We start from the raw sequence: 12,878 nt of genomic DNA, 5'->3' as shown, positions 1-12,878 counted from the left end.
TTAGAGATCCTCCGAACCCAGCAACATTTCAGTCAAACCCTTCCCCGCCTTGACCATGGGCCAGACGTTCTCGGTTTGATCCGTGATGAAGTTCATGAAGACCAGCCTGTCCTTCATGGCGAAGGCTTCGCGCAGCGCGCCATCGACATCGCCCGGTTTCTCGATTTTCATGCCGACGTGGCCGTAGGACTCCGCCAGCTTGTTGAAGTCCGGCAGCGAATCCATGTAGGACTCGGAATAGCGCGAACCGTAGTCGATCTGCTGCCACTGGCGCACCATGCCCAGGAAGCGGTTGTTCAGGAGGATGATCTTAGGCGTCAGGTGATACTGCTTGCAGGTCGCCAGTTCCTGGATGCACATCTGGATCGAGGCTTCGCCGGTGATGCAGGCCACCGTCGCATCGGGGTTGGCCATCTGCACGCCCATGGCGTACGGCAGGCCCACGCCCATGGTGCCCAGGCCGCCGGAGTTGATCCAGCGGCGCGGCTTGTCGAAACCGTAGTATTGCGCGGCCCACATCTGGTGCTGGCCGACGTCGGAGGTGATGAAGGCATCGCCCTTGGTCACTTCCCACACCTTCTGCACCACCGATTGCGGCTTGATGAATTCTTCCGAAGTGGCGAACTTGAGGCAGTCACGCTTGCGCCATTCGTTGATCTGCTTCCACCAGGCGTCCAGCGCCGCGCCGTTCTGGCGAGTCTCGGCCGCATCCAGCTGCGAGAGCAGTTCCTGCAGCACGTCCTTGACGTTGCCCACGATGGGGATGTCGACCTTGACGCGCTTGGAAATCGACGAGGGATCGATATCGATGTGGATGATCTTGCGGGCATGCGAAGCGAAGTGCTTCGGGTTGCCGATCACGCGGTCATCGAAGCGCGCGCCGATGGCGATCAGCACGTCGCAGTGCTGCATGGCCATGTTGGCTTCGTAGGTGCCGTGCATGCCGGGCATGCCCACGAACTTGTCGCTGGACGAACGATAGGCGCCCAGGCCCATCAGGGTGTTGGTACAGGGATAGCCCAGGCGATCGACCAGCTTGTTGAGCTCGGGCGCGGCGTTGGCCAGGATGATGCCGCCGCCGGTATAGATCATCGGACGCTCGGCCGACAGCAGCAGCTGCAGCGCCTTGCGGATCTGGCCCGAGTGACCCTTGTCGACCGGCTTGTAGGAACGCATTTCCACCGCCTTCGGATACGCGTAGGCGCAGGTATGCATGGTGATGTCCTTCGGGATATCGACCAGGACCGGGCCGGGACGGCCGGTGGTGGCGATATAGAAGGCCTTCTTGACGGTTTCCGCCAGGTCTTTCACATCCTTCACGAGGAAGTTGTGCTTTACGCAGGGGCGGGTGATACCGACGGTGTCGCACTCCTGGAACGCGTCCTGGCCGATGGCGGTCGACGGCACCTGGCCGGAGATCACCACCATGGGAATCGAGTCCATGTAGGCCGTGGCCAGGCCGGTGACCGCATTGGTCACGCCGGGGCCGGAGGTGACGATGGCCACGCCGACCTTCTGCGAGCTGCGCGAATACGCGTCTGCGGCATGCACGGCGGCCTGTTCGTGACGAACCAGGATGTGCTGGAATTTGTCTTGCTTGAAGATTGCGTCGTAGATGTAGAGGACGGCGCCACCAGGATAGCCGAAGACGTGTTCAACACCCTCTTCAGCCAGGCAACGGACGAGTATATCCGCGCCGGTGAGTTGCTCAGCACTCATGCTGCTTCCTTTCAAGGTCCATTGGAAATTGATCGGATGTTCTCTCCTGACGGAACCGTATCGATCGTCTTGCCGGCAGCATCCCTTTATTGTGCGGTCACGCCGTTTCTGCGCCCCAACCGTAGTGGAGTTCGAAACGCCGCTCAACGCGACTCGTTCAGCCTTGGTACAAGATCGACTGCTACTGATTCCTCGCGCTTGTGGCACGGGTTAGAACAAACAAGCTTTAAACCTATAAAGCGTTTCCTCGAACCGGCACGACCTTATGTGAAGCACCGGCAAGGAACAAAAACGCCCCAGATGTGGGAGGCGGGAAACAGGACAGTAATGCGTTGCATCATTTTGGTCAAGCGAAATCAGGCCAAACACCGTACATCACTCGCGTTTGTACGAAGGTGAAGGGATAAACTGCACGACAAAGAGGGCCATTTTTGCTAGGATTCGGTCTGCTTTTTGACGTTTTGTTGCATTTTCCGCATCCCTACCGGCCAGACTGAGCGATTTTGCCCGTTCTTGGCCAGCGACCCATCCGGCACACCGTATTGCATGGCAACTGACAAAGAACTCTCCGATTTTCTTGAAAGTGTCGAACGCCGCGCCTTCAAACAGGCGGTGTATGCCGTACGCAAGGATGAGGCCGCGTTGGACATCGTCCAGGATGCGATGATCAAGCTGGCCGAGAAATACGGCGACAAACCGGTGGATGAGTTGCCGATGCTGTTCCAGCGCATCCTGCAAAACACCATCCACGATTTCTTCCGCCGCGAAAAGGTGCGCAACACCTGGGTGAGCCTGTTCTCCAGCTTCGGCGGCAATGGCGGAGATGGCGAGGGCGGCGAGGACTTCGACCTGCTCGAAAGCCTCGAATCGGAAGACGGCTCGGAGGCCGCCGAATCCAGCGCCGACAAGGTCGAGCGCCAGCAGACCCTGAACCTCATCGATGCCGAGATACAAAAGCTGCCCACACGTCAACGGGAAGCATTCTTGATGCGTTATTGGCAGGACATGGACGTGGCGGAAACAGCCGCCGCCATGGGTTGCTCCGAAGGCAGCGTAAAAACCCATTGCTCCCGCGCAACTCACGCGCTGGCTCAAGCTCTAAGAGCCAAAGGAATCTCATTATGAACAACAAGGAAATGCAATTCGCCTACAAGGTGAAGTTGGCGCTGGACGCCAACCTCGACAACTTGTCCGACGACACCCTGCAAAGCCTGGCCGCCGCCCGCCGGGTGGCGCTGGCGCGCAAGAAGCAGACGCCCATGACCGTGCGCGTGGAGCAACCGGTGCTGGCCGGCGCCTTCGGCAGCGCCGGCGGCATGCTCTCGCCGAAGGCCTCCTGGCTGGGCCGCCTGGGTGTGGCCGCGCCGCTGCTGGCGGGCATCATCCTCTTCGCCGGTCTCTACCAGCACGAGAACGCCAAGCGCGTCTCCTACCTGGCCGACATCGACGCGGCCGTGCTCTCTGACGAACTGCCGCTGTCGGCCTACCTGGACCACGGCTTCAATGCCTATCTGGCTGAAAAGGAACAATAAGACGATGCGCAAGACCACCGGCACTTCCGTGAAAGCCCCTGCCCGCCTCTCGCGCATCGCGCTGGCGCTCGCAGTGCTGGCCGGTGGCTTGAGCTGCGCATGGACAGTGGCGCAGAACGCTCCGGCGGAACCGGCAGCCCCGACGGCTGCGGCCGCCACCCHGGYTGCWGCCCCTGCCCTGGCCCCTGCACCGGCTACGTCAGCCACCCCCGCCGCTCCCGTCACGCCTCCCGCTGCGGCAACCGCGCATCCGCCCGCCAAGTCCGGCGTCAAGAGCACTGCGCGCAAATCCGACAACCAGTTGGCCTGGACCAACCTGTCCGCCGCCCAGCGCCAGGCGCTGGAACCGCTGACCACGGAATGGCCGCGCATGAGCGAGCTGCAGAAAGAAAAGTGGCTGGAGATCGGCAAGCGCTACGCCCGCATGAAGCCGGAAGAACAGCAGCGCCTGCATGAGCGCATGCGCGACTGGGTCAAGCTGACTCCGGCCGAGCGTAGCGCCGCCCGCACCAACTACGCCCGCGCCAAGAAGCTGGACGCGGAAGAAAAGCACGAGCAATGGGCCAAGTACCAGCAACTCTCCGAAGAGCAGAAGAAGAAACTCTCCGAAGCCAAGCTGCCCAAGCGCGTGGCCAAGCTGCCCACCTCGCCTTCCGCCGCCGCACCCACCATCCAGTTGCCTGCTGAAGCACTGGACCGCCCGTTACCGGTCGTGCCGGCGCCGACGCCGGCCATTGCGCCCGTAGCACCGGCACTGGTGCCCGGCTCGCAAGCTGCGCCCCAACCTGCCCTGGCGCCGCTGGCCACGACCGCCGCCTTGACCGCCTCATCGACCGCACCTGCAGCCACTCCTGTGGCGGCAACGGTGGCCGAAAGCAAGTAAGCTCCGCAACTCTCACTCCAACGCGCAAGCCAATCGCCAGCGCAGTCCACTCCTGAGCAGCAGTCCCTGCCGCCCCCCCTTCTCCATCCGCCATTGCCCACCGTATTGCGCTGGCTCAACGGACGCCATAGGCAATCCCTGCTGATTGCTTTACCATCTGCGGGCCCGCTCAGGCGGACGTCGCGCCGCCTGAGCGGACCACCGCGACTACCCTCTACCCTCTGTTGCCTTTGACACCACCATGCCGGACCTGACCACGCCCTCGCTGCGCCGCCGCCTCAGCAGCATGCTCTACGAATCGATGCTGCTGTTTGGCGTCCTGTTTATCTCGGGCTGGCTATTCTCGACGCTGCTGCAGCAACGCCATGCCCTGTATCTGCGCCATGGACTGGAAATGTGGCTGTTCCTGGTACTGGCCTTGTATTTCATCTGGTTCTGGACCCATGGCGGCCAGACCCTGGCCATGAAGACCTGGCGTTTCCGCGTGGTGGACCAGCACGGCGCGGCGCTGGGCCTGTGGCGTGCCGCCTGGCGCTTCCTGCTGGCCTGGCTCTGGGTCTTGCCGGGCCTGGCGCTGGCGGCGGCCGTGCATGGCCAGCAATGGACGCTGGTGCTGATCCCGGCCGGCAATATCGTGCTCTGGGCATTGACCGCAAGGCTGGACAAGGACGGCCAATTCCTCCATGACCGCCTGGCCGGCACCCGCCTGGTCGACGTCACCGCCATGGCTGCCACCTCGAAGTCATGAAGCGGACATGAGCCCGGCGCGAGGCTCTGCTATGCTCTCGGGCGAACGCATGCTGCGGCATGTCCGACCCACTGCTCGCCCGGCCCTCATCCCGCATGATTTCACGCATCTCCAGAACCCTGCTCCTGATCCAGTTCGGCATTGCGATCCTGTTCTACTTCCTGCTGCGGCATTTCGACTGGCCCATGCTGGCCGCGGCGCTGGGCGGCATCCTCATCGTGCTGCTGCTGCGCGCACAGATCACCGCCAACAGCTTCTTCCTGACCTGGCCCTATCGCGGTCGCACCTCCAATCCCGTCGAGATCAGCTGGCTGCAGATCGCCACCCTGTTCGTGCGCGAATTCCGCGCCACCATGCTGTGCTCATCCTGGGCCATGCCCTTCCTGCGCTTCGACCAGTTCACCTACCCCGACACTACCTCGCTGCCGGTCCTGCTGATCCACGGCTACGGCTGCAACAGCGGCTACTGGCGCTGGATGAGCCTGGAACTGCGGGAAGCCCATATCACCCACTACGCGCTGGATATGGAGCCAGTCTTCGGCAGCATCGATGAATACGCACCGCTGGTCCACGCCGCCGTACAGCGCGTGCTGGCCGAGACCGGGCAGAAGAAGATCGTCATCGTCGCCCACAGCATGGGCGGGCTGGCCGCCCGGGCCTACCTGCGCGACCATGGCTGCGATCGGGTGGCCCGCGTGATCACGCTGGGCTCGCCCCACCACGGCACGGCCATCGCCAACTTCGGCATCGGCATCAATTGCGGAGAAATGAACTGGCTGGGCCGCTACGAGGAGGGCCGCAGCAGCGAATGGCTGCAGAAGCTGGCCGCCACCGAAGAGGCGGACGCCTTGTCGCACATCGTCTCGATCTATTCGCATCACGACAACATCGTCTCGCCGCAAAGCTCATCCCATCTTGCCGGCGCCTGGAACATCCCGGTCATTGGCATCGGCCATGTAGCGCTGGCGCTGGAACCGGCGATCCAGAAGCTGGTGATCGACCTGATCCACAACGCCCGGGAATAAGGACACCAGGAGCAGCACGCCAGCAGGCCCAGGGGCCAGAATGCACAATGCCGTCCGGCGGGCGCGGGACGGCATTGCGGCAGGCCACCGGTGCAGCACGGAGCTGCGCCGGAATTACTTCTTGGAGGCGTCCTGGATCTTCTGACCAGCCTCTTCCATCTTCTCGCCGGTCTTCTGGGCCAGGTCCTTGGCGCCTTCCTTGGTCTTTTCGTAGGCTTCCTTGGCGTCGGCCTTGGCCTTGTCCAGCGCATTGTCCAGCTTGGAGCCGGATTGCTCGCTCTGGTCCTTGGCCTGTCCGGTCACCTCGTCGAGCTTCTTGCCCGCATCCTGGACGGCGCCATCGATCTTCTTGCCCAGCGCTTCCGCCGGACCCGGCTCTTCCTTCTTCTGGCAAGCCGCCAACAAGGAAATGGCGGCCACGCTCATCACTACACCCGCCAGCAGTTTGGACATCTTGTTCATGTTGTCATCCTTTCCATAAAAGCGATTCCGGGCATCGGAATTCGAGGTGAAGATAGCACAGCAGTCGGCCCCGCCTCGCAAGCAAGAAAATTGGTTACACAAGTTGCAAAGCTGGCCACTAGCGGGAAATATCGGTGAACATCAGCATTTCCTCATCGGAAAAGCCGGCAGCCCGGCGTGCCTCAAGATTAAAGGGGCCGCGCAAAGGCGGGGCCTTGTGGCGCTGGCACAATTGCGCGAAGGTCGCCACCGGGTCCAGCTGGCGCTGCTCGCACAGCCAATTGAACCAGCGATTGCCGATCAGCACGTGACCGACCTCGTCGCGCATGATGATGTCCAGGATCTCGGCCGCGGCCAGGTCACCCGCCTGAGCCAGCTTGGCGCGCACCGGCGGGGCTGCATCCAGGCCGCGCGCTTCCAGCGTGCGCGGCACCAGCGCGATGCGCGCCAGCACGTCGCCCTTGGTCGATTCGGCCATGTCCCAGAGCGCGTTATGGGCGGTGAAATCGCCATAGGCATGGCCCAGCGTGCTCAGGTGATCGGCCAGCAACCTGAAGTGATAGGCTTCCTCGTCGGCCACCTGCAACCAGTCGACATAGAAGTCGCGCGGCATGCCGGCAAAGCGCCAGACCGCATCCAGCGCCAGGTTGATGGCATTGAATTCGATATGCGCCAGCGCATGGATCAGCGCGGCCCTGCCCTCAGGCGTGCCCATGGAACGATGCTTCACCTGCAACGGCGACACCAGTTCCGGCCGCTCTGGCCGACCGGGAATGCCGCTGCCCGGTTCGGTGACCGCCAGATCCTCCGTTTCCAGCGGCAAACGCCCCTGCTGCCAGGCGGCGCGCAGGGCGCGCACGGCGCTGCACTTGGCGGCGGGGCGCGTTTCTTTCAGGCAAGACAATGCGCCGCTACGCAGGCCGGTGAATGAAAAGACTTCATCTGGGGACGAGACGTGATCCAAGGAACTGACTTTCAGGGAAGGTAAAATACGCGGTTGAGGACGCCGGCTTTGTCTCCATATGATGACAAAGCTCCGCAAAGACAAGGCGGCAAGGCATCAGCTACCGACCAGCAGGCAACGAGGAGACAATTTTATTATGGCGATCTACCAATTGGAGCAAGACATCCCCGAGATCCACGACACCGCCTTCGTGGCCGAGTCGTCCACGGTGGTGGGCAAGGTGAAGATGGAAGCGCACTCCAGCGTCTGGTTCAACGTGGCCATCCGTGGCGACAATGAACTCATCACCATCGGTGAGAACAGCAATGTGCAAGAAGGCGCTGTGCTGCATACCGACGTGGGCTATCCGATGGTGATCGGCAAGAACGTCACCGTGGGACACCAGGCCATGCTGCATGGCTGCACCATCGGCGAGGGCGCCCTGATCGGCATCCAGGCGGTCGTGCTCAATGGCGCCAAGATCGGCAAGAACTGCCTGGTCGGCGCCGGCGCGCTGGTAACCGAGGGCAAGGAGTTTCCCGACAACTCCCTGATCATCGGCGCCCCCGCCAAGGCAGTTCGCCAGTTGAGTGAAGAAGATATCGCGCGTATGCGGGCCGGCACCGACAGCTATGTCCAGCGCGCGCAACAGTTCAAGGCCAAGCTCAAGCGCATCGCTTGAGCCGCCAAGCAAAGGAAACAATGAAAGACACGCTGCAAAAATTCCTGGTCGACAACGCGCCCGTACGGGGCGAGCTGGTCGAGATTTCCGACACCTGGCGCCAGGTGCAAGCGCGCCGCGACTATCCGGTCGCGGTACGCACGCTGCTGGGCGAGATGCTGGCCGCCTCGGCCCTGCTGTCGGCCAATCTGAAGTTCAACGGCATGATCGTCATGCAGATCCATGGCGATGGTCCGGTCAAGCTGCTGGTGGTCGAATGCGACTCCGAGCTGCAACTGCGCGCCACCGCCAAGCTGGCCGACGGCGCCGAGATCGCTGACGACGCCACGCTGACCGACCTGGTCAACGCCAACGGCCATGGCCGTTTCGTCATCACCCTCGATCCCAAGGACAAGCTGCCCGGCCAGCAAGCCTACCAGGGCGTGGTGCCGCTCGATGGCGAAAGCGTGGCCACCGTGATCGAGAACTACATGCTGCGTTCCGAGCAGCTCGATACCAAGCTATGGCTGGCGGCAGACGAAAACGTCTCGCGCGGCCTGCTGCTGCAGAAGTTGCCCTCCATCGGCGGCACGGCCGCCCCGACCGCCAAGCCGGAAGGCGAACTGGAAGACTGGAACCACATGGTCATGCTGGGCGATACCCTGAAGCGCGAAGAATTGCTCTCTACCGACATCGCCACGCTGATGCATCGCCTGTTCTGGGAACAGACCATCCGCGTCTTCGACCCGGTGCATCCGCAATTCCACTGCTCCTGCTCGCGTGAGAAGGTCGGCAACATGTTGAAGATGCTGGGCCAGGAAGAAGTGGCCGAAGCCTTGTCACAGATGGAAAAGCTGGCCATCGACTGCGATTTCTGCGGACAGCACTATGAGTTCGATGCGGTGGATTGCGCGCAGTTGTTCGTGGCCGATGTGGGTGGTGCGAATGAGGCCGGAGACGCGCGGCATTGAGGCAGGACAAGGGGACCAGCGGAAGGATTTCGGGAAAAACGGAAATTAAAATGTTCCGGCAACACTCGGAGGGAATAGGGCAAAACCCAGGTCTATAATCGCCGAATGACTTCCTGCACCTTCCCCCTCGCCGACAAATACCCTCTGGCCCGCGAAGCCAGCCCGTCTGCCATCGGCCCGCAGACTGAAGAAGAGCAAGGCCTTCAGGCGCTGATCGAGGAGGGCTTGCAAGCGGGGCCGTCGATCGACATCGCCATTGACGACCTCGCCAGTCAGCTGCGCGAGCGCATCCGCAACAGAGCATGACCGTCGCGCATGCGCATCACGCTATCCCCGGTAGCGCAGCGCGACATCCTTGATATCACCGATTACTACGTCGAATTTTCGCCTGCCCTGGCGGAGCGCTTCGCTGAAGAACTTACCAGCACCTTGCAAGGGCTGGCCCTGCAACCCGCCATGGGCTCACGGCGCTATGCCCACTTGCTGCTAGACCGCTCGCTGCGGATGTAGCAGTTGGATCACTTTCCCTACCTTCTTTCTAACGCACGCAGGCGGAAACGCTGAGCCTGCTACGCGTGCTGCACGAACGCCGCGCCCTGTCAGCGAATGCTCTCAAACACTGAGCCTGGGCTACTCCGCATCCGGCACCAGCAACGCCATCTGCTCGGCATCCAGATAGGTCCACTCGCCCTCTTCCAGCGCCAGTGCCTCAAGTTGCAAACCACCGATGGCAGTGCGCTGCAAGGCGCTGCAATGATTGCCGGCCGCCGCCAGCATGCGCTTGACCTGATGGTACTTGCCCTGCTCCAGCACGATTTCCAGCAGGTTCTCGCCAAGCTGGCGGCAACGGGTCGCGGCCAGCGGCGCCGGTTCGTCGTGCAATTGCACGCCCGCCTTCAGTTGCGCGATCAGGGCCTCGGTCACCGGCTCGGCGGTGGTGGCCGCGTACACCTTGGGCACGTGGCGCTTGGGCGAGGATTGCGCATGGATGAAGGCGCCATCATCGGACATGAGCAGCAAGCCGGTCGTGTCATGATCCAGCCGACCCACCGGCTGCACATCGCGCCAGGTGAACTGTTCGGGCAGCAGCGTCAACACGCCCGGATGATGGCTGGGCTTGCGCGAGCATTCGATGTTGGGCGGCTTGTTGATGGCGATGTAGACGTGCTCGCGGTATTCCCACTCTTCCTCGAAGATGGTCAGTACCAGGTCCTTCGTGTCGGGCGTGGCGCGGTAATCGTCCACCACCTCACCGTTGATGACGACTTCGCCATCCTCGATCAACTCGCGGCAATATTTGCGCGAACCGAAACCCTGCGATTGCAGGATGCGGTCCAGGGTCAGCTTGGCCATGTCAGCCTTCTCCTTGTTCGTTTTGTTCTCGCCTGCCGGCCTTGGCCTGCTTCGGTTCCAGGATCTGGCGGGCGATGCCGCGCAGGATGTTGACCTCTTCGGTCTCCAGCTGGGCGCGTGAAAACATGCGCTTCAGACGCGGCATCAGTTTCTTGGGATTGTCGGGATTGAGGAAATCGATGGCCACCAGCGCCTGCTCCAGGTGTGCGAACATGCCTTCGATCTCGGCCACGCTGGCGCTCTGCCCGTGGAAGCCCACCTCGCCCGGCGACCGGGCGTCCCCGCTGGTCTGCATGGGGCCGCCCTGCACTTCCAGCTCGGTCATGCGGCATTCATAGGCCAGCACCTGCACCGCCTGCGACAGGTTCAGCGAGGAATACTCAGGATTGGCCGGAATGTTCAACAAGGCATTGCACTTCTGCACCACCTCATTGGGCAGGCCGAAGCGCTCATTGCCGAACAGCAGCGCGGCGTTGAGCCCAGTATCGCGCGACAGTTGCCCGGCCAGCTCGCGCGGCGAGACCACCGGCGGCGAGAATTCACGCAGGCGGGCGCTGACCGCGGCGGCGAAGTTGCATCCCTGCAACGCTTCCTCCACGCTGCCGACGATGCGTGCATTTTGCAACACATCCAGCGCGCCGCTGGCGAAGGCCACGGCTTCATCTTCCTTGACCGCGTCCGGAAAGCGCGGATTGACCAGCACCAGCTCCGAAAAGCCCATGGTCTTGATGGCCCGTGCGGCCGAGCCGATGTTGCCGGGACTGCTGGTATTGACCAGCACGAAACGCAAACGGCTGAAAAGAGATTGTCCTGACACTTGCTTGTTCATTTAAAATAGCGGGATTCGCGCCCCAGGATCAGATATTGGCAAAACGTCAATATTGCAGCAGCGAGGTCAACCCAGGTCGACCGTTGTGCATGACCGTTGCCCTGCCCCTGGACTGCCTGGCAAACCCGCAAGCATAACAGCCGCGGGTGGCGCAACGCTCATTAATTTCATCGTCGCACTGGTTTGACTGCCGGGTTTCGCCTGGCCAGCCGTTTCGCATGCTTGTCGCGGAAGGCCGGCTGGTCGGCCATGGCGACGATGAGCAACGCAGCCATCGTCTTCGATGGCCGCAATTTTAACGGAACCATCGGAATGATCATCCCACCCATGCTCAATACGGCGATCAAGGCAGCCCGCCGCGCCGCTACCATCATCAACCGCGCGTCCTTCGACGTGTCGCTGCTGAAAGTGTCGAAGAAGTCGCACAACGACTTCGTCACCGAGGTGGACAAGGCAGCCGAGGATGCGATCATCGACGTGCTCAAGAACGCCTACCCCGACCACGCCATCCTGGCCGAGGAATCGGGCGCTTCCGACAACCTGCACGATGAAAACGAGAACGTCTGGATCATCGATCCGCTGGACGGCACCACCAACTTCATCCATGGCTTCCCGCAATACTGCGTCTCGATCGCCCTGCAACAGCGCGGCATCATCACGCAGGCCGTGGTCTACGACCCCACCCGCAACGACCTGTTCACCGCCTCCAAGGGTGCCGGCGCCTACCTGAACGAAAAGCGCATCCGCGTAGGCAAGCGCGACAAGATCGCCGACGCCCTGATCGGCACCGGTTTCCCCTTCCGCGACCTGGACGGCCTGAACGAATACGTCAAGATGTTCAAGGTCATGACCGAGCACAGCGCCGGCCTGCGCCGCCCGGGCGCTGCCGCCCTGGACCTGGCCTACGTGGCCGCTGGCCGCCTGGACGGCTTCTTCGAGAAGGGCTTGAAGCCCTGGGACATCGCCGCCGGCTCCCTGCTGGTGACCGAAGCGGGCGGTATCGTGGGCACCTTCAAGGGCGACTCCGACTACCTCTACAAGGGTGACGTCATCGCCGCCAGCCCCAAGATCTTCGCGCAACAGGTCAACCTGCTCTCCGAATTCGCCTGATCCGGCCCTGCTGACCGGCAACTCTCCCGGTCATCCACCCTGCGGTGGCACTGGCATTGCTGCTATAGTGCCGCTACCGGCGATGACCGAGGAGACGACATGCCCATCCCGCCCAACGCGGCTACGCCGCTGCCCCAGCCCAATGCGTCGGCGACCGCCTGCGCCCTGCCGGCCGGCTACCATAGCGTCACCCCCTACCTGATCGTCCATGCCTCGGCCGAGGCCATTGCGTTCTACCAGCGCGCCTTCGATGCGGTCGAGATCATGCGTCTCGATGGCCCCCATGGCAAGATCTGGCATGCCGAACTCCAGATCGGCGACGCCCGCATCATGCTGGCTGACGAACATCCCGAACTCGGCTTTTTCAGCCCCCAGACGCTGGGCGGAGCGGGCGTGAGCCTGCTGATCTACGTCGCCGATGTCGATGCCGTCTTCAACCAGGCGCTGGCCGCCGGCGCCGTCCAGCTGCGCCCGGTGCAACACCAGTTCTATGGCGACCGCTCAGGCACCCTGCGCGACCCTTTCGGCCACGTCTGGTCCATCGCCACCCACATCGAAGACCTCAGCACCGAGGAAATCTGCGCCCGCTCCCGCGAATTGCTGGCGCGCCGCTGCAAGAAGCAGTCCGACACTCCCTGAGGA

At 62.5% G+C, this 12,878-nt stretch carries 16 protein-coding genes; 11 read left to right on the top strand and 5 right to left on the bottom strand.

Going from position 1 to position 12,878, the window contains the following annotated elements:
• A complete protein-coding gene (locus tag ACP92_RS08615) occupies positions 1-1,719 on the bottom strand; it encodes an acetolactate synthase 3 catalytic subunit (protein ID WP_013233747.1) in 1,719 nt (572 codons plus the stop codon).
• Between the two features lie 546 nt (positions 1,720-2,265).
• On the opposite strand from ACP92_RS08615, the gene ACP92_RS08610 reads away from it, so the two are divergent.
• From ACP92_RS08610 to ACP92_RS08590, 5 genes are all read left to right on the top strand, one after another.
• The gene (locus ACP92_RS08610; RefSeq protein ID WP_013233746.1) at positions 2,266-2,844 is read left to right on the top strand and encodes an RNA polymerase sigma factor; all 579 of its coding nucleotides are present in this window, start codon (positions 2,266-2,268) and stop codon (positions 2,842-2,844) included.
• Positions 2,841-3,251, top strand: a complete 411-nt coding sequence (locus tag ACP92_RS08605) for a DUF3619 family protein (protein WP_013233745.1) — start codon at positions 2,841-2,843, stop codon at positions 3,249-3,251. The genes ACP92_RS08610 and ACP92_RS08605 overlap by 4 nt, the downstream gene beginning before the upstream one ends.
• A gap of 4 nt (positions 3,252-3,255) precedes the next feature.
• The gene (locus ACP92_RS08600) at positions 3,256-4,134 is read left to right on the top strand and encodes a DUF3106 domain-containing protein (protein WP_048348523.1); all 879 of its coding nucleotides are present in this window, start codon (positions 3,256-3,258) and stop codon (positions 4,132-4,134) included.
• A 241-nt stretch (positions 4,135-4,375) separates the two neighbouring features.
• Positions 4,376-4,882, top strand: coding sequence for an RDD family protein (locus ACP92_RS08595; RefSeq protein ID WP_013233743.1), 507 nt, complete (start codon positions 4,376-4,378; stop codon positions 4,880-4,882).
• Positions 4,883-4,977: 95 nt separating this feature from the next.
• The gene (locus tag ACP92_RS08590) at positions 4,978-5,907 is read left to right on the top strand and encodes an alpha/beta fold hydrolase (RefSeq protein ID WP_041310488.1); all 930 of its coding nucleotides are present in this window, start codon (positions 4,978-4,980) and stop codon (positions 5,905-5,907) included.
• Positions 5,908-6,021: 114 nt separating this feature from the next.
• Here ACP92_RS08590 and ACP92_RS08585 read toward each other — a convergent pair whose 3' ends face one another.
• Both ACP92_RS08585 and ACP92_RS08580 read right to left on the bottom strand, forming a co-directional pair.
• Positions 6,022-6,369, bottom strand: coding sequence for a hypothetical protein (locus ACP92_RS08585; RefSeq protein ID WP_013233741.1), 348 nt, complete (start codon positions 6,367-6,369; stop codon positions 6,022-6,024).
• Between the two features lie 118 nt (positions 6,370-6,487).
• Complete coding sequence (locus ACP92_RS08580; RefSeq protein WP_013233740.1) at positions 6,488-7,333, bottom strand: ferritin-like domain-containing protein; 846 nt, start codon at positions 7,331-7,333, stop codon at positions 6,488-6,490.
• A gap of 136 nt (positions 7,334-7,469) precedes the next feature.
• Here ACP92_RS08580 and ACP92_RS08575 point away from each other — a divergent pair, with 136 nt between their 5' ends.
• The 4 genes from ACP92_RS08575 (at position 7,470) to ACP92_RS25055 (ending at position 9,454) form a co-directional block, all read left to right on the top strand.
• A complete protein-coding gene (locus ACP92_RS08575) occupies positions 7,470-7,994 on the top strand; it encodes a gamma carbonic anhydrase family protein (protein ID WP_013233739.1) in 525 nt (174 codons plus the stop codon).
• A gap of 20 nt (positions 7,995-8,014) precedes the next feature.
• Positions 8,015-8,944, top strand: a complete 930-nt coding sequence (gene hslO / locus ACP92_RS08570; RefSeq protein WP_013233738.1) for an Hsp33 family molecular chaperone HslO — start codon at positions 8,015-8,017, stop codon at positions 8,942-8,944.
• A gap of 105 nt (positions 8,945-9,049) precedes the next feature.
• Positions 9,050-9,250: a hypothetical protein gene (locus tag ACP92_RS08565; RefSeq protein WP_041310486.1), complete on the top strand. Its 201-nt coding sequence runs from the start codon at positions 9,050-9,052 to the stop codon at positions 9,248-9,250.
• A 9-nt stretch (positions 9,251-9,259) separates the two neighbouring features.
• On the top strand, positions 9,260-9,454 hold the full coding sequence (locus tag ACP92_RS25055) for a type II toxin-antitoxin system RelE/ParE family toxin (protein WP_232284916.1): 195 nt from the start codon (positions 9,260-9,262) through the stop codon (positions 9,452-9,454).
• A gap of 120 nt (positions 9,455-9,574) precedes the next feature.
• Here ACP92_RS25055 and ACP92_RS08555 read toward each other — a convergent pair whose 3' ends face one another.
• Together ACP92_RS08555 and ACP92_RS08550 are read right to left on the bottom strand one after the other, a co-directional pair.
• Positions 9,575-10,297, bottom strand: a complete 723-nt coding sequence (locus tag ACP92_RS08555; protein WP_013233737.1) for a pseudouridine synthase — start codon at positions 10,295-10,297, stop codon at positions 9,575-9,577.
• A gap of 1 nt (position 10,298) precedes the next feature.
• Positions 10,299-11,126 carry an RNA methyltransferase gene (locus ACP92_RS08550; RefSeq protein WP_013233736.1) on the bottom strand — a complete coding sequence of 276 codons (828 nt, stop codon included), beginning with the start codon at positions 11,124-11,126 and terminating at the stop codon, positions 10,299-10,301.
• Positions 11,127-11,438: 312 nt separating this feature from the next.
• Between ACP92_RS08550 and ACP92_RS08545 the strand changes: the two genes are divergently transcribed.
• On the top strand, positions 11,439-12,236 hold the full coding sequence (locus ACP92_RS08545; RefSeq protein WP_013233735.1) for an inositol monophosphatase family protein: 798 nt from the start codon (positions 11,439-11,441) through the stop codon (positions 12,234-12,236).
• A gap of 99 nt (positions 12,237-12,335) precedes the next feature.
• A complete protein-coding gene (locus ACP92_RS08540; protein ID WP_013233734.1) occupies positions 12,336-12,875 on the top strand; it encodes a VOC family protein in 540 nt (179 codons plus the stop codon).
• Positions 12,876-12,878: the final 3 nt, after the last annotated feature.

The organism is Herbaspirillum seropedicae (genome assembly GCF_001040945.1).
Classification (GTDB): domain Bacteria; phylum Pseudomonadota; class Gammaproteobacteria; order Burkholderiales; family Burkholderiaceae_D; genus Herbaspirillum; species Herbaspirillum seropedicae.
This window is presented reverse-complemented; position numbering and strand designations above follow the sequence as displayed.